The 25904-nt window shown below is 32.9% G+C and carries 23 protein-coding genes; 11 read left to right on the top strand and 12 right to left on the bottom strand.

The features are described from left to right. The first annotated feature begins 121 nt into the window (after positions 1-121). From N5D46_RS04850 to groL, 8 genes are all read left to right on the top strand, one after another. A complete protein-coding gene (locus tag N5D46_RS04850) occupies positions 122-1393 on the top strand; it encodes a sigma 54-interacting transcriptional regulator (protein WP_125349624.1) in 1272 nt (423 codons plus the stop codon). Position 1394: 1 nt separating this feature from the next. Next, positions 1395-1904, top strand: a complete 510-nt coding sequence (locus N5D46_RS04845) for an LptE family protein (RefSeq protein ID WP_125349625.1) — start codon at positions 1395-1397, stop codon at positions 1902-1904. Between the two features lie 23 nt (positions 1905-1927). Beyond that, positions 1928-3139, top strand: coding sequence for a tetratricopeptide repeat protein (locus N5D46_RS04840; RefSeq protein WP_219034382.1), 1212 nt, complete (start codon positions 1928-1930; stop codon positions 3137-3139). A 4-nt stretch (positions 3140-3143) separates the two neighbouring features. Further along, a complete protein-coding gene (gene secG / locus N5D46_RS04835) occupies positions 3144-3494 on the top strand; it encodes a preprotein translocase subunit SecG (protein WP_038332909.1) in 351 nt (116 codons plus the stop codon). A gap of 91 nt (positions 3495-3585) precedes the next feature. Then, a complete protein-coding gene (locus N5D46_RS04830) occupies positions 3586-4011 on the top strand; it encodes a hypothetical protein (protein ID WP_280049305.1) in 426 nt (141 codons plus the stop codon). Between the two features lie 2 nt (positions 4012-4013). Next, entirely contained in the window at positions 4014-6320 is a 2307-nt protein-coding gene (locus N5D46_RS04825; RefSeq protein ID WP_280049304.1) for a reprolysin-like metallopeptidase, read from the top strand. 155 nt (positions 6321-6475) lie between these two features. Beyond that, the gene (locus tag N5D46_RS04820; RefSeq protein ID WP_125349629.1) at positions 6476-6754 is read left to right on the top strand and encodes a co-chaperone GroES; all 279 of its coding nucleotides are present in this window, start codon (positions 6476-6478) and stop codon (positions 6752-6754) included. Positions 6755-6863: 109 nt separating this feature from the next. Continuing rightward, positions 6864-8489, top strand: a complete 1626-nt coding sequence (gene groL, locus N5D46_RS04815; protein WP_115001715.1) for a chaperonin GroEL — start codon at positions 6864-6866, stop codon at positions 8487-8489. Between the two features lie 82 nt (positions 8490-8571). On the opposite strand, the gene leuB is transcribed toward groL, so the two are convergent. The 4 genes from leuB to N5D46_RS04795 are packed head-to-tail and all read right to left on the bottom strand — an operon-like array spanning position 8572 to position 12855. After that, positions 8572-9696: a 3-isopropylmalate dehydrogenase gene (leuB, locus tag N5D46_RS04810; RefSeq protein ID WP_280049303.1), complete on the bottom strand. Its 1125-nt coding sequence runs from the start codon at positions 9694-9696 to the stop codon at positions 8572-8574. Continuing rightward, positions 9683-10285, bottom strand: a complete 603-nt coding sequence (gene leuD / locus N5D46_RS04805) for a 3-isopropylmalate dehydratase small subunit (protein ID WP_280049302.1) — start codon at positions 10283-10285, stop codon at positions 9683-9685. Before leuD ends, leuB begins: the two co-directional genes overlap by 14 nt. A 12-nt stretch (positions 10286-10297) precedes the next feature. Then, positions 10298-11683, bottom strand: coding sequence for a 3-isopropylmalate dehydratase large subunit (gene leuC, locus N5D46_RS04800; RefSeq protein ID WP_280049301.1), 1386 nt, complete (start codon positions 11681-11683; stop codon positions 10298-10300). Next, complete coding sequence (locus N5D46_RS04795; protein ID WP_125349634.1) at positions 11680-12855, bottom strand: 2-isopropylmalate synthase; 1176 nt, start codon at positions 12853-12855, stop codon at positions 11680-11682. The genes leuC and N5D46_RS04795 overlap by 4 nt, the downstream gene beginning before the upstream one ends. 148 nt (positions 12856-13003) lie before the next feature. Between N5D46_RS04795 and N5D46_RS04790 the strand changes: the two genes are divergently transcribed. The 3 genes from N5D46_RS04790 to mqo all read left to right on the top strand — a co-directional run bounded on the left by N5D46_RS04790 (position 13004) and on the right by mqo (position 16676). Continuing rightward, on the top strand, positions 13004-14485 hold the full coding sequence (locus tag N5D46_RS04790; RefSeq protein WP_038332873.1) for a hypothetical protein: 1482 nt from the start codon (positions 13004-13006) through the stop codon (positions 14483-14485). Between the two features lie 79 nt (positions 14486-14564). Beyond that, positions 14565-15065 (top strand): RDD family protein, encoded by a 501-nt coding sequence (locus tag N5D46_RS04785; RefSeq protein ID WP_125349635.1) that lies wholly within the window; start codon positions 14565-14567, stop codon positions 15063-15065. A 135-nt stretch (positions 15066-15200) separates the two neighbouring features. Beyond that, positions 15201-16676: a malate dehydrogenase (quinone) gene (mqo, locus tag N5D46_RS04780; protein ID WP_280045235.1), complete on the top strand. Its 1476-nt coding sequence runs from the start codon at positions 15201-15203 to the stop codon at positions 16674-16676. Positions 16677-16804: 128 nt separating this feature from the next. On the opposite strand, the gene N5D46_RS04775 is transcribed toward mqo, so the two are convergent. The 8 genes from N5D46_RS04775 to N5D46_RS04740 form a co-directional block, all read right to left on the bottom strand. After that, a complete protein-coding gene (locus tag N5D46_RS04775; protein WP_125349637.1) occupies positions 16805-17335 on the bottom strand; it encodes a septal ring lytic transglycosylase RlpA family protein in 531 nt (176 codons plus the stop codon). A 323-nt stretch (positions 17336-17658) separates the two neighbouring features. Then, positions 17659-18111, bottom strand: coding sequence for a GatB/YqeY domain-containing protein (locus N5D46_RS04770; protein ID WP_125349638.1), 453 nt, complete (start codon positions 18109-18111; stop codon positions 17659-17661). 101 nt (positions 18112-18212) lie between these two features. After that, a complete protein-coding gene (gene ftsZ / locus N5D46_RS04765) occupies positions 18213-20057 on the bottom strand; it encodes a cell division protein FtsZ (RefSeq protein WP_125349666.1) in 1845 nt (614 codons plus the stop codon). 55 nt (positions 20058-20112) lie between these two features. Next, positions 20113-21567: a cell division protein FtsA gene (ftsA, locus tag N5D46_RS04760; RefSeq protein ID WP_219034378.1), complete on the bottom strand. Its 1455-nt coding sequence runs from the start codon at positions 21565-21567 to the stop codon at positions 20113-20115. After that, complete coding sequence (locus tag N5D46_RS04755; protein ID WP_280035426.1) at positions 21554-22285, bottom strand: cell division protein FtsQ/DivIB; 732 nt, start codon at positions 22283-22285, stop codon at positions 21554-21556. The genes ftsA and N5D46_RS04755 overlap by 14 nt, the downstream gene beginning before the upstream one ends. A 1-nt stretch (position 22286) precedes the next feature. Next, positions 22287-23627, bottom strand: coding sequence for a UDP-N-acetylmuramate--L-alanine ligase (murC, locus tag N5D46_RS04750; RefSeq protein ID WP_280049300.1), 1341 nt, complete (start codon positions 23625-23627; stop codon positions 22287-22289). Then, positions 23627-24733 carry an undecaprenyldiphospho-muramoylpentapeptide beta-N-acetylglucosaminyltransferase gene (gene murG / locus N5D46_RS04745; RefSeq protein WP_038332836.1) on the bottom strand — a complete coding sequence of 369 codons (1107 nt, stop codon included), beginning with the start codon at positions 24731-24733 and terminating at the stop codon, positions 23627-23629. Before murG ends, murC begins: the two co-directional genes overlap by 1 nt. Further along, entirely contained in the window at positions 24705-25904 is a 1200-nt protein-coding gene (locus N5D46_RS04740) for an FtsW/RodA/SpoVE family cell cycle protein (protein WP_115001740.1), read from the bottom strand. Before N5D46_RS04740 ends, murG begins: the two co-directional genes overlap by 29 nt.

Here is a 25904-nt window from a genome sequence, read left to right as displayed (position 1 = left end):
AATAGTTTAAAACCTTTTTCTCGATACAAAATTCTAAAGAATTTTACTCGAAATGACGGTTTTAATAAGACAATAATTGAAATTTGATAGATCATTTTTCAAAAACCTAAAAAATAAAAAAATGGATTCTTTACAAACTATCAAACAACGTTTTGGAATCATTGGAAATAATATAGCCTTGAATCGTGCTTTAGAAAAGGCGATTCAGGTTGCACCTACAGACATTTCTGTTCTTGTTATCGGAGAAAGTGGTGTAGGTAAAGAATTTATTCCGAAAATTATTCACAATCAATCTGCACGCAAACACAACAATTATATTGCAGTGAACTGTGGTGCGATTCCAGAAGGAACAATCGATTCTGAATTATTTGGACACGAAAAAGGTGCTTTTACAGGCGCTACACAAACACGTAAAGGTTATTTTGAAGTAGCAGATGGTGGAACTATTTTCTTAGATGAAGTTGGTGAATTGCCTTTAGCTACACAAGTGCGTTTATTGCGTATTTTAGAGTCGGGTGAATTTATGAAAGTTGGTTCTTCGGAACTTCAAAAAACAAATGTTCGTGTTGTTGCTGCAACGAATGTAAAATTGAAAGAAGCTGTTGAAAAAGGGAAGTTTCGTGAAGATTTATATTATCGATTAAATACAGTTCAAATTGATATTCCTGCTTTGCGCGAGCGTAAGGAAGATATTAATTTATTGTTCCGAAAATTTGCTTCAGATTTTGCAAATAAATACAGAATGCCGCATATTGAGCTTTCTCCAGAAGCCCAAAATTATATTGCGAATTATCCTTGGCCGGGAAATGTGCGTCAATTAAGAAATTTTGCTGAACAAGTTTCTGTTGTGGAAAAAGACCGTGTGATTTCGTTAGAAAAAATCATGGAATTATTACCCAATAATTCAACAATGTTGACGGTAACAAATAAATCAAAAGATGGAAGTTCTTCAGATTTTATGGAACGTGAATTATTGTTCAAGGTTTTATTGGACATGAAAAAAGATTTGAACGATTTACGTGCTTTAACATTAGATTTAATCAAACACAAAGATGTTGAAGATTTTAATGGCAATACACAAGAATTGATTCAGCGCGTTTATCAAGATCAAAACGAACCAGAAGAAGATTTTGTGCCAAGTCAATATAATTTGGTTCCAACGAAATCTGCTCCAATTACACCAAATTATCAACAATCGCAATACGATTATTCGAACGATGTATATGATGTAAGTCCAATCGAAGAACCAGAATCTCTTTCGTTGCAAGATAATGAAAAGGAAATGATAAAATTGGCGTTGGAAAAACACAAAGGAAAACGTAAAATGGCGGCTGACGAATTGGGAATTTCTGAGCGAACATTGTACCGAAAAATCAAACAATATCATTTGTAATATGAACAAAATAAAACTATTCGTCCTTAGTATTTTTGCTATTTTTAGTTTAACAGGATGTATAAAATATTCACTTTCGGGAGCAGCAATTCAACCAGATTGGAACACAATTTATGTGGCAACTTTCCCGAATTACGCACCTCAACAAAATCCTACTTTGAGTCAAGATTTAACGATTGCGATTCAAGATATTTTTAGAAGTAGAACGAAGTTAAAGTTAAATTCGAATGAAAATTCTGACTTAATTATCGAAGGTGAAATTACGGGATACGATGTTGTTCCAGAAGCAATTCAATCAAATGATATTGCGGCAAAAAACCGTTTGACGATTTATGTAAAAGTTCGATACATCAACAATAAAGACGAATCAAAAAGTTATGACAGAACATTTTCTGCTTTCCAATTATATGACGGAAATGCAATGTTAAGCGCTGTAGAATCGTCAATTGTTCCTTTAATTATTGATGATATTCGCGACCAAGTTTTTGCGTCTATTGCGATGGATTGGTAAAAAAATAACCTTATATTTGAGCAATGACCAGAATTGAATATTTAGTAGCACATCCGTACGAAGTTGAGAAATCGGACATTCCACTTCTTAAAAAAGAGGTAGAAAAATATCCGTATTTCTACACATTGCGCGCTTTATTACTTTATGGTTTAAAAAAGGAAAATCATCCTTCTTTTGAGGATTATTTGAACAAAACTTCAATTCACAGTAGCAATCGTGTCGATTTGTATCATTACATCAATTCAGAACCAATTCAAAAAGAAATTCAAACAAAAACTGAAACTATTTCTCCTGAAATGGAAGAAGAAATAATGGAAGAATTAGTTGAAAACGAAATTATTTCTGAACCAATTTTAGAAAATTCTACTTCTGAAATCATCGAAAACAATAACGAAACAGTTGAAGTTATTGATGAAATCATTGAAGAAAAAGAAGAAGAATTAAACCAAGAAATTGAAGTTGTTTCTGAAACTAATTCAGAAGAAATCAATGAAGATATTGTAGACGAAATGATCGAAAATGATACAGAAGAATCTGAATTGAGAACAGATCATGTTGTTGATATTATTTCGGATGAAGAATTGAACGAAGTTGCTGAAATCACGAATAAAGTTGTGGTAGAAAATAATTCGAAAGAAGAAAATTTAACTTCTGAGAATGATATCGAAAATGCTGTTCAACAAACTTCTGGAATTGAAATTATTGAATCTGAACCTCAGCAGGTAATTGAAACAATTGAAGATAATCAGGAAGAAGAAATTATAGAAGGATTGTCTGAAAATGCGGAGGTAATTGAAGAATCTGAACCTGAAACGATTGAAGAAAAAGTAGAAATCATTGAAAATAATTCGGATGATTCGACGTTCTCTTTTTCGGATTGGTTGAAGAAAGTTCCTTCTCAATCAAAAACTCAACAAGAGATTGAGGAAGAGCAAGAAATTGCAGAAAGAGAAATAAAATATAAGTTGATAGATGACTTTTTGGAAAAAAATCCGAAAATCGTTCCGATGAAAAAAACGGATATTACACCAGTTAACACACCATCAAATTTCGTTCAGAATACGGAAGAATATTCGGATTTGATGACCGAAACTTTGGCTCAAATTTATATTGAGCAAAAAAAATATGATAAGGCAATTAAAGCTTATAAGATATTAATTTTGAAATATCCAGAAAAAAATAGTTTATTTGCAAATCGAATTAAAGAAATTGAAAATTTAAAAAACTCTAAATAATAAAATGGGACTATTTCAGTTTTTCATGATTATTATCATGATTTTATGTGTATTATTAGTACTAATCGTATTATCTCAAAACCCTAAAGGAGGAGGATTATCTTCTACTTTCGGAGGTGGCGGAGGAAGCCAAATGTTTGGAGTTCAAAGAACGAATAAATTCTTAGACAACACAACTTGGGGATTATTTATCGCTGTAATCGTATTGATTATTGGAGCAAGTGCTTCGCATGAAAATCCAAATGCGATAAAACCAATTAAGCCAAATGTTACGGCACCAGCTAATAATTTACCAACGCAACCTGCTGCAAACGGAGCAAGTCAAAATCAATTACCAGCTCAACCAGCGAAGTAATTTTGATAAGAAAATATACAAGCCTCACAAATTGTGAGGCTTTTTTTGTTGATTGATTAATATTATCTTTAAATTTATCAAAACCTAAATTATGAAAACATTCGTTTCATTTATAACCATCTTACTTACTTTTATAAGCTGTGTTGTTCAAAAAGTATATCAGAAAATTCCAAAAGAAAATTATCAATTACTCACAACTTTTTCTGCGCAATATGAATTATCAGGAACACATTTCTTCAAAAATGAAACTGAATTAAACAACATGTATGCCACATTACCAAAAGATTACAATAAATCATTACCTCGTTTCGTTATTGATTATGAACAAAATCAAATAATTTTGATTCCTCAAAAACATATTAATTCATATAATATTGATTCTATTACTGGTAATGAAAAGATTTATAATTTACATTTAACACCTATAAAAGGAATTAATCAAACACAAGATTCTTCAAATTTATTGATGATGATTGTACCTAAATCTGTAGAGAAGATTTTAGTAAAAACTAAATAAAAATGGAAAAATATACATCTAAATATTTACTTATTTGTCTTGCATTTAGCACAAACTTATTTGCTCAACAAAACTTTTGGAAAACTACCAATGCGAAAGGAAATATTTCTAAAGAGCAATTAAATCCAAGAGCACATATACCAACTAAATCGGTTAAATTAGACTTAGCTTATGATAATTTGGTGAACTATTTAAACAATACGAATCAACAAAATTTTTTATTAAAATTTCCAACTGAGAACGGAAAGTTTAATACATATCGTATTGTAGAAACCTCAAATTTATCTCCTGAATTACAAACTAAATACCCAGATATAAAATCTTTTTCTGGATACAATACAAATGATTTGACAGAGAAAATCAATTTTAGTTTATCTCCTCAATTTGGTTTGTATGGTTTAGTTTCAAACGGCAATAAAACAGTGTTAATAGACGCTTACACCAAAAATAAAGCGTCATATATTGTGTATGATAAAAAAGATTTAGTTAATACAAATTCTTTCAAATGTGCTACAGAACCTTCTGAAAGTGCTCTTGGGATAGATAATTTGAATTTTGAAACTATTAAACAATCTTCTCGAACAGCAACTCAAAATGGAAGTTTAAGAAAATTTAGATTAGCCATTACAACAACGACTGAGTATTCAGATTTTGTAATCAAACAAGCTAATTTATCATCTGGTACAGAAGCTCAAAAGAAAGCGTCAATATTAGCTGCAGTCAATTTATCACTCACACGAATTAATGGCGTTTTAAAAAATGATGTTGGTGTTTTCTTAGAATTAATTTCAAATACAGATCAATTATTTTTTATTGATAATGATTCTTTTAATTCTAATGATGCAGAGCAAATGATTGATGAAAATATTATCGTCACAAATAATATTATTGGAGCTAATAATTATGATATTGGACATTTATTTTTTAAAGTTAATAACTTCAACGATTCAAACGGATTAGCATATTCACCAGCTGTTTGCGTAAACAGCTATAAAGCTGGAGGAGTTACAGGAACAGTTGCTCCTGTGGGAGATGCATTTGACATTGATTTCACAGCTCATGAAATTGGTCATCAATTAGGGGCTAATCATACTCATAACAACAATTGCAATAGATCTATTGCAAATTCTATAGAACCTGGAAGTGGCTCTACAATTATGGCCTACACAGGAATTTGTGCTCCTAATGTACAACAGAATAGTGATGCTTATTACCACACAAGAAGTATAGAGGAAATTAATACTAATCTTAATAGAATTTCATGTGCTCAACTTGTTCAAACAAGCAATGTTGCACCAGTTATTACAGCTCAATTAAATAATTCATATAATCTTCCTATTGCTACAGCATTTGCTTTAGAAACATCAGCAACTGATGCTAATGGAGATCAACTTACCTATACTTGGGAACAAATGAATCCACAAGTTGCAGAATCAACAACAAGAAATTTACCTCCTCTATCTTCAAATACAAGAGGTCCTAGTTTTAGATCATTTCCTCCTAAAAATGAAGGAATAAGATATTTTCCTCGATTAGAGAAAATTCTTACAAATGAATTAGTATTTGAAACAAACCCTTACAACAGCTCACCTAGCAATTATAATTTAAATAATTGGGAGGTGATTCCTAATGTTGCGCGAACAATGAATTTTTCTGTTACTGTACGTGATAACAATACACAAGTTGGTTTTACGACTAGACAAAATGTAAGTTTAAATTTTGTAGGAGAAGCAGGTCCATTTAGAGTTACTTCTCAAACTATTAATGAAGGTTGGAAGCAAAATAATCAAGTGACTATAAATTGGGATGTTGCAGGAACTAATTCAGGAGTAATTAACACCCAAAATGTAAAAATTTTATTATCGGTTGATGGAGGAAAAACATTTGATTATGTTTTAGCTGAATCAGTTCCGAACAACGGTTCTTATACATTCACAGTTCCTGCAGGATTAGGAATTACTAATAAAGCGAGAATTATGATTAAAGCTATTGATAACGTTTTCTTAGCTGTAAATGCTGCAAATTTTGAAATTTCTGATAAATTAGCAACTTCTGAAATCAATTCGAAAGATTTAGCTACGATTTCTCCAAATCCTTCAAATGGAATAATCAATTTAGATTTTACAAACTCATTTACAACAGGTAAAATTACTGTGACAGATTTAGCAGGAAGAACAGTTTACTCAAACAAATTGAATTCTTCGAAATCTCAACAAGTTAATTTATCTAGTTTATCAAATGGTGTTTACATTGTTTCGATTGAAGCAGGTAACGAACAATTCACGAAAAAAGTGATTATCAAAAAATAATTATTCATAAAAATCACTTTAAATGCCAAGTTGTCATACAACTTGGCATTTTTGTTTTAAGGAGTGAAATTAACTTATCCATAATGGCAGAAATTGTGTGTTGGCACGTTTTTCGTTTATTTAAAACCATCAATTATTAAAATAAAAATACAAATATGTCACAATTAAACATTAAACCATTAGCAGATCGAGTGGTTATTGAGCCTGCTCCTGCAGAAACTAAAACAGCATCAGGAATTATTATCCCAGATTCAGCAAAAGAGAAACCTCAAGAAGGAATCGTTGTAGCAGTTGGTAATGGTAAAAAAGATGAACCAATAACTGTTGCAATTGGAGACAAAGTTCTTTACGGAAAATATTCAGGAACTGAATTAAAATTAGAAGGTAAAGATTACTTAATCATGCGTGAAGCTGATATTTTGGCAATTATCTAAATTTAGTTGTAATAAGTAAAATGTATTAAGTACAAAGTAACTTATTTTTTAATTTTTAATCATATTCGACTTAAGACTTAAGACTTAAGACATCAAAACATAAATAAAAATGGCAAAAGATATTAAATTCGATATTGAATCAAGAGACGCTTTAAAAAGAGGTGTTGATGCATTAGCAAATGCAGTTAAAGTAACATTAGGACCAAAAGGTCGTAACGTAGTTTTAGAAAAATCTTTCGGTGCTCCACATGTAACTAAAGACGGAGTTTCTGTAGCAAAAGAAATCGAATTGGAAGATCCAATCGAAAACTTAGGTGCGCAAATGGTGAAAGAAGTTGCTTCTAAAACAAATGACGTTGCTGGTGATGGTACTACAACTGCTACAGTTTTAGCTCAAGCTATCGTTCGCGAAGGTTTGAAAAACGTTGCTGCAGGTGCGAATCCAATGGACTTAAAACGTGGTATTGATAAAGCTGTTGCTGGAATCGTTGCTAATTTAAGAGAGCAATCTCAAGAAGTTGGTGATTCATCAGAAAAAATAAAACAAGTTGCTTCTATCTCTGCAAATAACGATGATACTATTGGATCATTAATCGCAGAAGCTTTTTCTAAAGTTGGAAAAGAAGGAGTAATTACTGTTGAAGAAGCAAAAGGAACAGAAACTTACGTTGACGTTGTAGAGGGAATGCAATTCGATCGTGGATATCAATCTCCATACTTCGTAACAAATGCAGATAAAATGATTGCTGAATTAGAGAATCCTTACATCTTATTATGTGAGAAAAAAATCTCTAACTTACAAGAAATATTACCTTTATTAGAGCCAGTTGCTCAATCAGGTCGTCCATTCTTAATCATTTCTGAAGAAGTTGAAGGTCAAGCTTTAGCTACTTTAGTAGTGAACCGTTTAAGAGGATCTTTAAAAATTGCTGCTGTTAAAGCACCAGGATTCGGAGATCGTAGAAAAGCAATGTTACAAGATATCGCTATCTTAACAGGAGGTACTGTTATCTCAGAAGAGCAAGGAATTACGTTAGAAACTGCTACTTTAGAAATGTTAGGTACTGCTGAAAGAGTAGTTATCGACAAAGACAATACAACTATTGTTAACGGAGCTGGTGATGCAGAACAAATCAAATCTCGTGTTAACCAAATTAAAGCGCAAGTAGAAACAACTACTTCTGACTATGACCGCGAAAAATTACAAGAGCGTTTAGCTAAATTAGCTGGAGGTGTTGCTGTATTATACGTTGGTGCTGCTTCTGAAGTTGAGATGAAAGAAATCAAAGACCGTGTTGATGATGCTTTACACGCAACTCGCGCAGCTGTAGAAGAAGGTATCGTTGCTGGTGGTGGTGTTGCTTTTGTTAGAGCTTTATCTAACTTAACAATTGATACTACAAATGCTGACGAAGCGACAGGTGTTAAAATAGTAACGCGTGCAGTTGAAGAACCATTACGCCAAATCGTTCACAACGCTGGTGGTGAAGGTTCTGTAGTTGTTGCAAAAGTAAAAGAAGGAAATGGAGATTTCGGATACAATGCAAAAACTGACGAATATGTAAACATGATCGAGGCTGGAGTTATTGATCCAACTAAAGTCGCTCGTGTTGCATTAGAAAACGCTGCTTCTGTTGCAGGTATGTTAATTACTACTGAGGCGGTTGTTACAGAAATTAAAAAAGATGAGCCAGCTATGCCACCAATGGGAGGTGGAATGCCAGGAATGATGTAATCATCAACTCATAAAAATATACAATAGAAAAAGCCATTCAGAACTCTGAATGGCTTTTTCATTAAGTCATAAATAATAAAAACTATATAATCGTCGATTTCCCCATCAATACATTTTCAAAATTAAAATATGAATGATGATCATGATCGCTCAATAATATCTTCGCAATATAATTTGCCACAACAGATGTCGAATAATCACTCGTTTCATCTAAATCTGAAGTTACAATCAAATTATTAATCGCATTTTCCACCGCATTCTCAATTGCTTTTGCACCTTCTTCTAATCCCAAATAACGCAACATCATTGCAGCACTCAAAATAGAAGCCATAGGATTTGCAATTCCTTTTCCTTTTGCTTGTGGATACGAACCATGAATTGGTTCGAACAATGCATTTTCTGTCCCAATAGAAGCCGAAGGCAACAACCCTATACTTCCTCCAATTACACTTCCTTCATCCGAAATAATATCACCAAACATGTTCTCCGTTAATATCACATCAAATTGTTTTGGATTGATGATTAATTGCATCGCCGCATTATCAACAAACAAGAAATCTAACTCAACTTCTGGATATTCTTGGCTAATATCCATTGCAACTTTTCGCCATAAACGAGACGTGTCCAACACATTTGCCTTGTCTACCAACGTTACTTTTTTGCGGCGTTTCATTGCTTCCTGAAAAGCTAAATGTGTAATTTGCTCAATGTCTTTTCTGTTGTACGAACACGTATCATACGCATGCGAACCATCTTGCGCCGTAAATTTTTCTCCGAAATAAATTCCGTTAATCAACTCGCGAAAAATAACCATATCCGTTCCTTCGATGTGCGAACGTTTCAATGGACTTTTCCCCAACAAAGATTCGTAAGCCTTGATTGGACGGATATTTGCAAATAAACCAAGTTCCTTTCTCAGCTTTAACAAACCTTGTTCGGGACGAACTTTTGCGTTCGGATTATTGTCATATTTTAGATCTCCAATAGAACCAAACAAAACCGCATCTGCATCTTTACATAATTGCAATGTCGCATCAGGCAAAGGATTTCCCGTTTCGTCTATTGCAATTGCACCAATCAAAGCTTCCTCAAATTCGAAATCATATTTAAAAAGTTGTTCTACGACTTTCAGAACTTTTATTGTTTCCGAAACGACTTCTGATCCTATTCCATCGCCAGAAAGTACTGCAATTTTATGCGTTTTCATGTTGTAAAGATTTATGGTTTTGTTCGTAAGTTTCTATTTTATCTTTTTGACTGATTAAAAAATCAATGTCATCATATCCATTTAATAAACAGATTTTTTTATAAGAATCAACATCAAAGTTGATGGTTTGATCTTGAATTTTTAAGATTTGATTTTCTAAATTAACTTCAAATTCAGTTGAAGAATTTTGATCGATGATTTCAAAGATTTGATTTAAAATTTCATCTGAAACAACGATTGGTAAAATTCCGTTATTCAATGCATTTCCTTTGAAAATATCTGCAAAATAACAACTAATCACCACATCAAATCCGTAATCTTTGATTGCCCAAGCAGCGTGTTCGCGGCTACTACCACAACCAAAATTTTTACCTGCAACTAATATTTTTCCTGCATATTTTGAATCATTCAGCGGAAAGTTATCAATTGATTGATTATCTTGATTAAATCGCCAATCTCTGAATAAATTATCTCCAAAACCTTCTCTACTAATCGCTTTCAAAAAACGAGCTGGAATAATTTGATCGGTATCTATATTTTCTATTTTAATCGGAACAGCCGATGATTTTAGTTGATTGATTGAATCCATTTTGAGTAAATTTTAATTGATATCAACAATTTTTCCGTGAATTGCAGCCGCAGCAGCAATCAAAGGACTTGCTAATAATGTACGAGAATTTGGACCTTGACGACCTTCAAAATTTCTATTCGAAGTCGAAACGCAATATTTTCCTTCTGGAACTTTATCGTCATTCATCGCCAAACAAGCCGAACAACCTGGCTCACGCAATTTGAATCCAGAAGCTTCAAAAATTTTATCCAAACCTTCTTCTATCGCTTGCTTTTCTACTTGTTTCGATCCCGGAACAATCCACGCTGTTACATTTTCATTGCGCTGTTTTCCTTTCACATAATTTGCCACTTCACGCAAATCTTCAATTCTCGCATTGGTACAACTTCCGATAAACACATAATCAATTGGATGATTGATGATTGATTGATTATCTTGGAAACCCATATATTTCAATGCTTTTTCAAACGATTCTTTTTCATTATCGCTTAACGAATCTTTTGATGGAATGATATCTTTCACCGAAATTCCCATTCCCGGATTCGTACCAAACGTAATCATTGGATAAATATCCGCCGCATCAAATTCAATTTCTTCATCAAAAATTGCATCAGAATCACTTGGTAACGTTTTCCAATACGCTACTTTTTGCTCCCACTCTTCTCCTTTCGGGGCAAATGGTTTATCTTTTAAATAAGCAAAAGTTGTTTCGTCTGGTGCAATCATTCCGCCACGAGCACCCATTTCTATCGACATATTACAAACTGTCATTCGACCTTCCATCGACATATTCTCGAAAACATCTCCAGCGTATTCACAGAAATAACCAGTTCCTGCATTTGTTCCCACTTTAGAAATGATATATAAAATCACATCTTTTGGTTGAACATTTGGATTCAGTTTTCCATTAACTGTAATTCGCATCGATTTTGGTTTATTCATCAACAAACATTGACTAGCAAAAACCTGTGCAACTTGACTTGTTCCAATTCCGAAAGCAATTGCTCCAAAAGCTCCATGCGTAGATGTGTGACTATCACCACAAACCATGCTCATTCCTGGTTGCGTAACACCCAATTCTGGCGCAATAATGTGAACAATTCCTTGATACGGATGACCTAAACCATAAAAAGTAATATTATTTTTTTCGCAATTAATCGCTAATTGCTCTAATTGTTGTTTTGATAATGGATCTCGAACTGGCTGATCTTGATTAATCGTTGGTACATTGTGATCCGCAGTTGCAACAATTTGATTTGGTCGAAAAATTGGAATATTTCTCGCTTCTAATTCTGCAAAAGCTTGTGGACTTGTTACTTCGTGAATTAAATGTTTATCAATATAAATCACTTGTGGTCCATTTTCTACTTGGCTGACAACATGGGCATCCCACACTTTATCGAATAATGTTCTCATGCGAATTTTCTCTGTGATGTTTGATTAAACTGATGTATTAATCCAAGTAAATCTTCACGAACGACTTCTTTTTTTAGATCCGCAATTTCTAAAAATTGTTCATATAAAATATCTAATTCATTTTTAGATGTATCGAAACCGATATCTTTTAGACGATAAGCTAATGCTGAACGCCCGCTACGAGCTGTCAAAATAATAGAGGACTCATTAACTCCAACATCTGCCGGATTGATAATTTCGTATGTTTCACGATTTTTAATCACACCATCTTGATGAATTCCAGAACTGTGCGCAAAAGCATTCGATCCTACAATTGCTTTGTTTGGTTGAACCATCATTCCCATTGTATCAGAAGTTAATTGACTTAATTCTGTTAACATTTGAGCATTGATATCTGTATAAAAATTCAATTCTTTGTGTTGTCTAAAAATCATCACGATTTCTTCCAAGGCCGTATTACCAGCACGCTCACCAATTCCATTAATTGTACATTCTATTTGGCGTGCTCCATTTATAGCTCCTGCAACTGCATTCGCTGTCGCTAAACCTAAATCGTTATGATTGTGGCAAGAAATAATCACATTATCAATTCCTTGAACATGATCTTTTAAATATTTAATTTTATTTCCATACTCAAAAGGCAAACAATAACCCGTTGTATCTGGAATATTAAGAACTGTCGCACCAGCTTTGATCACTTCTTCACAAACTTGAGCAAGAAAAGCATTATCCGTTCTTCCTGCATCTTCAGCATAAAACTCAACATCATCTACAAATGTTTTTGCATAAGCAACCGCTTCAACGGCACGTTCGATAATCGCTTCACGATTCGAATTAAATTTGTGAATAATATGAGAATCCGAAGTTCCAATTCCGGTATGAATTCTTGGTTTTACCGCATATTGTAAAGCTTTAGCTGCAGATTCTATATCTTTTTTGTTTGCACGAGTTAAACCACAAACTGTGGCATTTTTCACTAATTTTGAAATTGCATTTACGGCTTCGAAATCTCCAGGACTTGAAATTGGAAAACCAGCCTCGATAATATCAACGCCTAATTCGTCCAATCGAGCCGCAATTTCTAACTTCTGTTTTTTGTTTAACTTACACCCCGGCACTTGCTCTCCATCTCTCAGTGTCGTATCAAAAATTTGAATCTTCTCAGCACTCATTGCAATTAGTTTTGTTTGTTATTGTGATGTAAAATTAAAATTGTACTAACTTTAAATTTTCAAATTGAAAAGTGTTTTACAATTCTTAAAGCTAAAATATTTATCATAATCATTTTATTTTCAATACATTATATATAATTTAATTACAATGTCAAATCATAACAAAGACGCACTATTTAGTTTAATAAAGTCACTTAATCGTTCCGAAAAACGTCAATTCAAACTTTATGTAAATCGTCTGCAAATTAATGCAGATGCAAAATTTTTGTTATTATTTGAAGCATTGGATAAGTTGGAAGAATATGATGAAACGGCTATTTTGAAGAAAAAAATTACCACGAAACAACAATTATCTAATCTAAAAGCGCATTTGTACAAACAAATTTTGTTTAGCTTGAGAATGAATCCTTCGCAACAAAATTCGCGTATGCAAATACGTGAACAGTTTGATTTTGCTACGATTTTGTATCAAAAAGGCTTACACAAACAAAGTCTAAAAATGTTGGACAAAGCCAAAACTCAAGCCTTAGATTTTGACGAAAAAGCCATTGCTTATGATATTTTAGAGCTCGAAAAAATTATCGAATCACAATTCATTACACGAAGTATTTCTGGTCGTGCAGATCAGTTGATTGAACAATCGGAGGAATTGAGTTTACAGAATTTACAAGCAAGTAAATTGTCTAATTTATCGCTAAAATTGTATAGTATTTTGCTCGAGAATGGATACGCAAAAGATGATGATGAAATTCAAAAAATTCAGAATTTCTTTGATTCGGAAACAAAAAATATCGATTTTAAGAAATTAAAATTCAAAGAGAAACTGTGGTTTTACAAAGCAAATGTTTGGTTGTCGATGTTAACGCAAAACCTACACTCTGCCTATGAATTTTCGAAAAAATGGGTTGAATTATTTTACGAGAAAAAAGAACGAATTCTTAGTCATCCAGTTTGGTTTATTAAAGGAAATAGCTATTTATTAAAGATCTTATACCTGAAAAAAAATTCTGAAGAATTTAAATTTTGGTTTGATAAATTAGAATCTGTTTACGAGATTTTGCCTCAAAATGATAATGTGGAAGCGCTTTGGTTTATCAATAAATTTAATAGCAAACTGAATTATTTTTTCATTAATCCGAAAGAAAATATTAGTCCATTTTTGATTAAAGATATTTTACGCGAAATTAAATCGCATCATCATAAAATCGATAATCATCATATTTTGGTGCTTTATCTAAAAATTGCTGCCTATTATTTCTTAAACAAAGATTGGGATAATTCGTTCGAGTATTGTCAAAAAATAATCAATAGTGAAGCGTCAATTCAAGAAGATTTACATTTTTACACCTTGGTTTTGATTATGATGAATTTGTATGATTCTGGGAATGATCAAGAATTGGATACATATTCGTACAAAACGCATCAATTCTGCAAAAAGATGAAAAATAGTAATATTATTACACGAAAAATTAGTTTATTTTTTATTGAATTGAATGATTTGTACCCACATGAAAAAGTAAAAGCTTTCAGAGAATTAGATGATTTTTTGAAAGATTCGGACAATCAAAATTTGTTGCGAAGAAATACCAATTACATTAATCTTAGACGTTGGATGGAGGATAAAATTTAGACTTAAATTATCTGCATAAAATAATTTTAAAAATTTAGTGTTTATCATATATTTACATCTAAATTAACACATAAACACTATGTACCAAGATTACAAAGTTGGCGAACATAAAGCGAACAAAGGATTGCGCTTTTTAAATTTTATTATAGATTATGTATCAATCATTTTATTGACGATGCTATTTTTCGGTTTTATAGCAATTGTTATTGTGATCATTAATCCAGAAAGCGACATTATTTATCAATTAGAAAATATAAATCCTTTGATTGATAGAGTTATCACAGCCTTTTTTTATGTTTTACTAATTTTTTTATCAGAGTTTTTAACCAAAGGACGTTCATTAGGTAAATTTATTACAGGAACAAAAGTTGTGATGATTGACGGTTCTACACCTACAACGAAAGATTATTTTACAAGAAGTATTTGTAGAATAATTCCATTTGATGTTCTTACTTTTTTAGGAGAAAATGGTTGGCACGATAAAATTTCAAAAACTACAGTTGTGAACAAAAAAGCTTTTGAAGCAGATTTATCACAAGCAGACAACATCGAAAGTATTGGAAAAACTGAGTTTGAATAATTTTCTATAAAATAAAATCTATTCAAATTATCTCAAAACAATAATTTATGTAAAAAATCATTGTTTTTTCTGCGTATTATTTCGCAAAAAAGGCTATTTATTAATACCTTTGCAACGTAAATATATTTTTGAGAAATGGAAAAACAACCTCAAGAGGTAGTGTTAGTTGGTGCTGGTATCATGAGTGCTACTTTAAGCATACTTCTTAAAAAAATAAATCCGGCAATTAAGATTTCTGTTTTCGAAAAATTAGATAAGATTGGATTTGAAAGCTCTGATGCTTTCAATAATGCAGGTACTGGTCACTCTGCTTTTTGTGAATTGAATTATACACCAATGGACAAAAATGGAGTGGTTAATATTGATAAAGCAATTAATATTGCAAAACAATTTGAAACTTCGAAAGAGTTTTGGTCTTACTTAGTCGAAAATAATTACGTTTCTTCTCCAGAAAAATTCTTACGTCCTACTCCGCATATGTCTTTTGTTTGGGGCGATGACGATGTAAATTTCTTGAAAAAACGTTACGAAAAATTATCTCAGCATCCTTTATTTAAGGATATGGAATATTCGGATGATGTTTCTAAAATCAGAGAATGGGCTCCATTAATTGTTGACGGTAGAAAAGGTAATGAAAAAGTTGCGGCAACGCATATGAACTTGGGAACTGATGTGAATTTTGGTGAATTAACGCGTCAAATTTTCAAAGGTTTACAAGACAAAAAAGAAATCACGTTAGAAACTGAACACGAAGTAAAAGACTTAAATCGTCTTAGCAACGGAAAATGGGCAGTTAAAGTAAAAGATTTAAAATCTGGAAATAACAAAGCACTTAATGCTGATTTCGTATTTATTGGTGCAGGTGGAGGAGCAATTTTATTGTTACAAAAATCTGGAATTCCAGAATCGAAAAAATTTGGTGGCTTCCCAGTTGGTGGACAATGGTTAATTTGTCAAAACGAAGAAGTAATCAAAAAACATCATGCAAAAGTATATGGAAAAGCAAAAATTGGTGCACCACCAATGTCTGTTCCTCACTTAGATACACGTGTTATTGATGGAAAACAATCTCTATTATTTGGTCCATTTGCAACATTCTCAACAAAATTCTTAAAATACGGATCTAATTGCGATTTATTCAAATCTGTAAACTTAGGAAACGTAGGATTTTTGATGAATTGTGGATTAAACAATATCGATTTAACAAAATACTTGGTAGAACAAGTGATGTTGTCTAAAGCGAAAAAAGTAGAAGAATTACAAGAATATTTTCCTGAAGCTAAATTAGAAGATTGGTTCGAACAAACTGCAGGACAACGTGTTCAAGTAATCGAAAAACAAGATGGAAAAGGAGTTTTAAAATTTGGTACAGAAATCGTAACATCTCAAGATGGAACAATGTCTGCCTTATTAGGAGCTTCTCCAGGAGCATCTACATCTGTTAGTGCAATGTTGAACTTGATGAAACAATGTTTCCCAGACTTGATGAAAAACAACTGGAACGAAGCAATCAAAGAAATGATCCCTTCTTACGGTGAAGATTTAGCACAAGCTGAATTAGTTGAAGCATCAAGAGCCCGTACAACTAAAGTGCTTAAAATTTTAGATTAAGATTTTCTTACATCATATAATTATAAATCCTGATATTCATTTGTCAGGATTTTTTTTGCACGAAACTTAAGAGCATAAAAAAAGGTTTGAGAATAAATTCTCAAACCTTTTAATTTTTTCTGAACATCTTAGTCTTTCTTGTCTTCGCTTTTGATAATTTCGTATTCAACTTGCATCACTCCTGTATTGGTGTGACCAATTTCGCTGAATGCAGCTTGACTTAAGTCTAAAACTCTAGATTTAGCGTATGGACCTCTGTCGTTGATTTCTACAACTACAGATTTACCATTTCTGATATTCGTAACTTTTACTTTCGTACCAAATGGTAAAGACTTATGGGCAGCTGTTAGTTCGTGTTTGTCATACGTTTCACCACTAGCTGTCTTGCGTCCGTGGAATTTGTCTCCATACCAAGAAACAACTCCTGTCGAGATTTTTCGAGCACTATTCTCGATAAGTTCTCCAACCAACTTTTCATCTTCAACTGATAATGTATCTTTTTTGATGGTATCATTATCAATATCGTTACTAAATCTTTTCTCAGAAGCTGGCATAATAATTGTGTCATTATTACCAGAATCCTTAAAAATTTTACCATCAGCATTTGCTATTGGAAAAATCATTAACATTGCTATAAACGCTGTAATGCTTTTCGTCATCCTTTAGATTTTTCTGATTTACTTTGCAAATTTAAGGGTATAAACAGCTTCTTATTTAGAATTATTCTAATCAATTGATTTTTAATTCTAAAATCTCTTGTGCTTTGCGAATTTAGATGCTTACAGCGATTTGTTAATTTAATGTTAAAATAAAGCTATAATCCTAATTTTTTTGGGAATTATTTATTTAAATCGGATATACTATTGATTATCAATAAATAATAGTTTTGTATAATTTGAAGAAATTTATCTAATAAAGAAATAAAAAAGGTAAAGTTTATAATACTTTACCTTTTCTTAATTTTTAAATCTTTAAAAATCAATTATAAACTAGCTAAAATGTCTTTTACTTTAGCTGAAATTAATTTCCCTTCCGCTTTACCAGCTAATTTAGATGAAGCAGCTCCCATTACTTTTCCCATATCTTTTGGAGAAGTAGCGCCAACCTCTGCAACAATTTCTGTAATTGCAGCTGTTAATTCTTCGTCTGATAATTGAGCAGGTAAAAATTGTTGAATAACTTCTGCTTGTGCCAATTCTTTTTCAGCTAATTCAGCACGTCCATTTGCTTCGAATTGTTCAGCAGCTTCTTTACGTTGTTTTACTAATTTTTGTAATAAAGCAATTTCTTGATCTTCTGATAATTCTCCGTTAGCACCTGATGTTTTTGCTAATAATAATTCAGATTTTACAGCTCTTAAAGCTTCTAAAGCAACAGTATTTTTAGCTTTCATCGCTTCTTTTAACTGTGCCATTATTTGAGTTTCTAAATTCATTTGTTTTGCTTTTAGACTACAAATTTAAGACAAAAAAAGGCTCATCGCAAAAGCAATGAACCTTTTCTATAATAAGAATATTTTTTACGAGTGATCGTTTATTAATCTACGTTATCGTGTAGAAAATTGTTTGGACGAATTTGCGTTTCGTTGTTACGATTAGTTCCGACAGAAAAATCAGAAGATTGATTATCATTACGATCAGACAAATTCAATCCTTGACGTTTGTAAGCAGGAATTGCTTCGTATTCGTCTACTTGAGAATTTGTCATCGTGTTGTTGAATTTAAAATTAAATTGTTTCAAACGATTTCTTCTTTCTTCAATCATACTATTCAATTCAGGATCATTTGATTGCTCAATTGGTTGACTAAATGGATCTATAGCAACTTGTAATTCTTCAGCTTGTGGAGCAACAGAATGAGCTACATTAGATTGAACTGGCTCTACATTTCCATATCCTTCGTTCTTTGGAGCTTGATATCCAGCATAATTATTTTGAGGATAGTTTGACTGCTCTGAAGCTACAGGATTAGAATATGAATTATATGTTTGATTATTATTTACATTATTCGTTGGTTCTTGCGGACGATTAAAATCTGATTTCAAACGTGGTTCGAAATCATCATAAGAACGTCTCTCTTGCACTGGCTCATCATCAATATCATCTAAAACATAACGCTTTGGAGAATTATTTTCTTCGAAAGATTCTTCTGGCGTATTGTGATAAGTTTGTTGTTGAAAACTTTGGTTAATATCTGCTTGACGATAATTATTTTGAGGAGCCTCTGGCGTTTGATTTTGTTGAGGCGTTTGTGGTGCTTGCTGAGAAGCATTAGAACGACCAAAATCTAACGTCATTGGTTTTACACGATTCACAAAAGGTTGCTCAACTGATAACGTTTTATTAATTGGTTGTTCTTCCTCTAATGTATGTACAATTTTTTGTTCCTCTTTTCCTGTATACGCCTGATCTTCTGTAGGAAAACCAGTTGCTACAACAGTTACAGAGATAGAATCTCCTAAATCTAAGTCTTCACCAATACCCATGATAATATTTGCACTATTACCAGCTTCTTGTTGAATGTAATCATTGATGATACCGATTTCATCCATTGTAATTTCGTTATTACCAGATAAAATCAATAACAATACGTTACGTGCACCTGTAATTTTGTTGTTGTTTAACAATGGAGAATCTAAAGCAGAAGAAATTGCGTCTTTCGCTTTGTTTTCACCAGAACCTTGCGCAGATCCCATGATTGCTGTACCAGAATTTTTAAGTACTGTACGCGCATCACGTAAATCGATGTTCATTGCATAGTGTTGAGTAATAACTTCTGCAATTCCTTTAGCTGCTGTTGTTAAAACCTCATCAGCTTTCGAGAAACCATTTTTGAAACCTAAGTTTCCGTATAATTCACGTAATTTATCATTGTTGATAACAATTAATGAATCGACGTTTTGTCTTAATTTTTCGATACCTTTTTCGGCTTGTTCCAACCTCATTCTTCCTTCGAAAAAGAATGGCGCTGTAACAATCCCAACTGTTAAGATATCCATTTCTTTTGCAATACCAGCAATTACTGGTGCTGCTCCGGTTCCTGTACCACCACCCATTCCGGCAGTAATAAATACCATTTTAGTACCCTCGTCTAAAACAGCTTTTACATCATCCATACTTTCGATAGCAGATTGCTCTCCTACCTCAGGATTTGCTCCAGCTCCTAAACCTTCTGTTATTGCTTGTCCTAATTGAATTCTTGTTGGTACTGGACTATTTGCTAATGCTTGAGAGTCCGTATTACAAATTACAAATTCTACACCTGCAATTCCTTGTTCAAACATGTAGTTTACGGCATTACTACCTCCACCACCTACTCCGATTACTTTGATAGCTTGAGATCTGCTCTTTGGTAAGTTGAACACAATATCTCCTGTTAACATATCACTCATATTCTTCTTATTAAATTGGTTCGTAATTTATTCTAGTTTATTCTTATTATTCAGTTTCGTTGATCATTTGGATAAATTTATCCGTCCATTTCGAAAAGAAATTTTTCTTTTCTGGTTTAGATTTAGCTTCTTTCTTTTCACCAATTTCTTGATCCAAAAATTCGTCAACTATTTCTTCTCTTTTTGGTTTTTGGATTACCGATTCCTCCTCTACTATAACTTCTGCTTTTGCAGTTTTTTTGTGCTGAGTTGGTTGAATTCCAATTTCTAATTCTTCTTGGTTATTTAAGTTATTAATTACTGGTTTTTCATAAATTTCGTGCTGATAATTCGCCGCTAATTCTTCTAAACCTTTCATCAATAAACCTACAGATGTTGCATATTCTGGACCACTAATTTCTTCTGCTTTAGCACCAACAATATGTTCGTTAGAGTATCCAATTCTTACATCCATTCCTGTTACATATTCTGTTAACTGACGAATGTGTTTCAATTTAGATCCACCACCTGTTAAAACGATTCCTGCAATCAATTTTTTGTTTTGATCTTCGCAACCATAATTTTTCAATTCCAAATATACTTGTTCCAAAATCTCCTGCACACGTGCATGAATAATTTGTGACAATCTTTTTAATGATATTTCTTTTGCTTCGCGTCCTTTTAAACCAGGAATCGATACAATTTCAGTTTCTTTATTTTCTCCTGGCCAAGCAGAACCAAATTTTTCTTTTAAAGCTTCGGCTTGCTTACCAATGATAGAACATCCAACTTTGATGTCTTCTGTAATCACATTTCCTCCAAACGGAATAACAGATGTGTGACGAATAATATTATCCTTGAAAATTGCAATATCCGTTGTTCCACCACCTATATCAATCAATGCAACACCAGCTTCTTTTTCTTCTTCGCTAAGCGCAGCACTAGACGATGCAATTGGTTCTAAAGTAATACTTGCCAAACGTAAACCAGCAGCTTTTACACAACGTGCAATATTTCGGATAGATGATACTTGTCCTACAACCACATGGAAATTAGCCTCTAAACGACTTCCGTACATTCCGATTGGTTCGCGGATTTCACCTTCGTTATCAACCTTAAATTCTTGAGGAAGAACATGGATAATTTCTTCTCCAGGTAACATGACCAATTTGTAAACTTGATTTGTTAATAACTTTAAATCATTATCATCAATCACGTCTTCTGAATTGGTACGAGTAATGTAATCGCTATGTTGTAAACTACGAATATGTTGTCCGGCAATACCAACAGTAACATCAGTAATTTTGACACCAGATGACCTTTCAGCCTTATCAATTGCTTCTTTTATCGAGTTGATGGTTTGTGTAATATTATTCACAACACCTCTGTGTACACCTAAGCTTTTTGCTTGTCCGTGTCCAAGAATCTCAATTTTTCCGTTTTCATTTTTTCGTCCGACAAGCGCTACAATCTTTGTAGTCCCTATGTCTAAGCCAACTGCAATCTTACTATTGTTCTCCATTTTTTATTCGTTTGGTTGCTACAACTTGGTTTACAAATTTCAAGCTCAATTTTTCATAATCTTCAGTTCCTATAAAATCAATGTATTGATTATAGAATAATTTTAGATTATGTAACTTCTGTTCAAAGTTGTTTAAAGTTCCTAATTCTATATAATAGTTTCCTGTGTTTACAATTAAATTAAAAGAACGTTGTCCCACTTTTTGAATGGCTATGATGTGATTTTTTAATAAATCGTCTGCTTTCAAAGCTTGAACAAATTTACTCAAATCCTCATATTCATTCGGTTTTACATCACCAGAAACTAAGATTACATCTGCTGAATTTAATTTAGATAAAGGCATTTTTCCGCCTTTTGTTGTCAAATAAAATTCATTTTTCAGCGTCTTTATTCTTGCTACTGCTGAGTTTGCTTTTATGTCAAGTCGTAAATGTCCGTTGATATCTTTACTTACTTGTACAGAATCTACAAAAGGACTCTCACTTACTTTTTGTTCGATTTCCTTAACATTCACATCTCGTAGAGATTGTTTCAGAATGTCTTTTCCATCTTTGTTGATAATTTCTCTTATCGATTCATCATTAATAAAATAATTATCAACTGGCTGAACAAACGCCACGTCAATTTTATTCACTGTACGCGAAGCATTCTTAATTACCGTAAAACTAATCAAACCGATTAGCAAGGCAACTCCAAAAATCACTTTTATGATTTTCAATTTACGCTTCACTTAACCACTCTTTTATTGGTTTAACAATTGTATCAATATTTCCTGCTCCAACAGTCAATAATACATCAAAATCTTGTTTTTTGATGTTTGCTAAACTATCTTCTAATGAAGATACTATTTTTTCATTTAAATTCACCTTTTCTAGCAACCAATTTGAAGTAATTCCTTCGATTGGTAACTCTCTGGCAGGATAAATGTCTAATAAAATCAAACTATCTAACTGCGATAAACTTTGTCCAAATTCTTCTGCGAAATCTCTTGTACGTGTAAATAAGTGAGGCTGAAATACTCCCAATACTTTTTTACCCGGATAAAGTTCACGAACTGAACGAATTGCTGCATTCAATTCTGTTGGGTGATGTGCATAATCGTCAATGTAAATTTTTCCATTTGCTTCGAAACGATTAAAACGTCTTTTAACTCCAACAAAAGTTGATAAAGCTTCTTTTATTTTATAATGAGGAACACCCATATAATCTGCAACAGCCAAAGCCGCAACCGCATTTTCCATATTGTGATGTCCTGGTAATAAAATTCCGACATCTGTTAATGAACCATTTGGCGTTTTTACATCAAACACATAATGTCCGTCAATAATTCTTACATTGTGCGCATCGTAATCTGCATCCAAATCCACTCCATATGTAAAAGCTCCTTCGAAAGGCAAACCTTTGTGAACAAATAATTTTTCTTCGACAATTGCTGCAAATTCTTGAAACGATTTTTTCACTTCATCACGTTCTCCATAAATATCCAAATGATCAGCATCATCACTTGTGATAATCGCTAATTTTGGAGAAAGACGTAAGAAAGAACGGTCAAATTCATCGGCTTCTGCAACTGTATATTTAGAACCATTTAAGATGATATTCGAATCGTAATTTTCTGTAATACCACCTAAAAAAGCTGTACATTCTACATTAGCAACTTTTAGAATATGTCCTAAAATAGACGAAGTCGTTGTTTTTCCGTGCGTTCCCGCAACACCAATATTGTATGTATGTTTGGTAATTTCACCTAACACTTCAGAACGCTTCATTACTTTAAAATCATTCACTAAAAAATAATTTAGTTCTGAATGATCTTTTGGTACCGCTGGCGTATAAATTACCAACGTATTTTTTGGATTAATTCCTGCTGGAATTAACTCGATGTTATCTTCGAAATGAATATCAATTCCTTCAGCAATCAATTCAGTTGTTAACTCGGTTTGTGTTTTATCATAACCAGCAACTTCTTTTCCGATTGACTTGAAGAAACGTTCCAAAGCACTCATTCCGATTCCTCCTGCACCGATGAAATAATAATATGTTTTATCTAAAATATTCATTATAATAAATTCAATAATATATCTACAATCTCTTTTGTCGCATTCGGTTTCCCTAATTGCTTAATGTTTTGAGATAATTTATTTTTTAATTCTTCATTGTTCGCCAAAGCAATTACTTCTTTGACTAAAATTTGTTTTGCATCTGCATCTTTCACCATAATCGCTGCATCCTTCTCAACCAATGCTTGTGCATTTTTGGTTTGATGATCTTCTGCTGCTGTTGGCAATGGAAGCAAAATAGTTGCTTTTCCAACAATACACAATTCCGAAATTGCCATTGCTCCTGCACGAGAAACAATCATATCCGAAGCTGCATACGCATCTTTCATGTTATAAATAAATTCGGTTACATGAATCGTTGGATATTTATCGCCAACCAAATTTTTGATTTTTTGATAATCTAACTTTCCTGTTTGCCAAATCAACTGAACACCACTTGCAACAAATTCGTCAAGGTTTTCTAACCAAGCATTGTTCATTGCTCTTGATCCTTGTGAACCACCAACTGATAAAATAGTTGGTTTTTCTGGATCTAATCCAAAAGCTGAAATTGCTTCTGCTTTTGAAGGTAAATTTTGAAAAATTTCGGCACGAATAGGATTTCCTGTGTAATGCACTTTTTCTTGCGGAAACTGAGAAATTCCTTCGTAAGCTGTACAAATAGCACTCGCTTTATTTTTCAAAATTTTGTTGGTAACTCCCGGAAACGAATTCTGTTCTTGTAATAAAATCGGAACATTTTTGCTTCCTGCTACCCACAACATTGGTCCACTCGCATAACCTCCTGTACCAACAGCTAAATCTGGCTGAAAATCTTTGTAGATTTTTTTTGCAAGACTTAAGCTTTTTATCAATTTGAAAGGGAACTTTAAATTCGCTTTCATGTTACTTCTATCAAATCCAGAAATTGGTAAACCTTTTATGTCATACCCAACTTTTGGCACTTTTTCCATTTCCATTCTTCCTTCTGCTCCAACGAACAAAATTTGTGCATCTGGCAAACGACGTTTTATTTCGTCTGCAATTGCAATGGCTGGATAAATATGTCCACCTGTTCCTCCGCCACTTATTAAAACTTTAGGCGATGTCTTCGATGTATTCTTCACTTAATACTTTTCTATCTTGTTCTAATTCTTCTTGCGATTTAATCTGAGTACTTACACTCAAAATTATTCCGAACGAAATACATGTCATCCAAATGGATGTTCCTCCGTAACTAATCATTGGCAATGGTTGCCCTGTTACAGGAATTAAATTAACCGCTACCGCCATGTTTACCATCGCTTGTATAATAATTGGTAAGCCCACTGCAAATACAAGTAGCGTACCAAAAACGGTATGAATTTTAGATGCGATGATACAAATCCGTATTAAAATCAGAAGGAAAATTCCAATTAATAAAATTGCACCAATTGCACCATATTCTTCTACAATAATAGCGAAGATAAAATCGGATGATGACTGAGGTAAAGTTTGTTTGAAAACACTTTTTCCTGGTCCAGCCATTTCATTCAATCCTCTTGCAATTGCAGCTTTTGCGTGTAAAACTTGATAACTTTCTAATCCAGAATCGTCATTAAATTTCTCGATACGTGACATCCATGTGTGCACACGAGAATTTGTTACTAAGTCTGGACGAGATAAAGCCATCCACACAAATCCGCCACCAAGTACTAAACCTACCCCGGCAATTGTAAATAAATATTTGAATGGAAATCCACCAATAATCAACAATATTCCGCACATTCCAGCTAACATCAACGCTGTTGAACCATTAGAAGGAAAGATTAATCCTACAATTACAATAATTGGTAAGAATAATGGAACTGCCGTATTTTTCCACGTATATTCTTTGTCTCTATTTTTTGTCAAATAACGAGCTATATAAATCAACAACGCTTGCGAAGCAATCATCGAAGGCTGAATACCAATTCCAGTCCCTGGAATAGTTAACCAACGCGCAGCATTTGCACCTCCAATGGTTTGTCCTTGTACGAGTGTTATTGCCAAAACTCCAGAAAGTATAACAACAGCTGTTAAAGCAAACAAACCAAACCAACGATAATCAATACGTTGTAATCCATAAATGATAAATAAACCAATTAATAAAATCACAGCGTGCTTACCTAAATGCCCAAAAATAGTTCCCGATCCTACCGTATACACCAAGTTAGAACTTGCAGAATAAACAGGTAAGAACGAAAATAGTGCTAACAATAAAATGAAAGCCCAAAGCGGTTTATCGCCTTTAAAATATTTTTGTACGATGTTAGACAT

Source organism: Empedobacter sp. GD03865, from assembly GCF_029840775.1.
GTDB lineage: Bacteria > Bacteroidota > Bacteroidia > Flavobacteriales > Weeksellaceae > Empedobacter > Empedobacter falsenii_B.
This window is presented reverse-complemented; position numbering and strand designations above follow the sequence as displayed.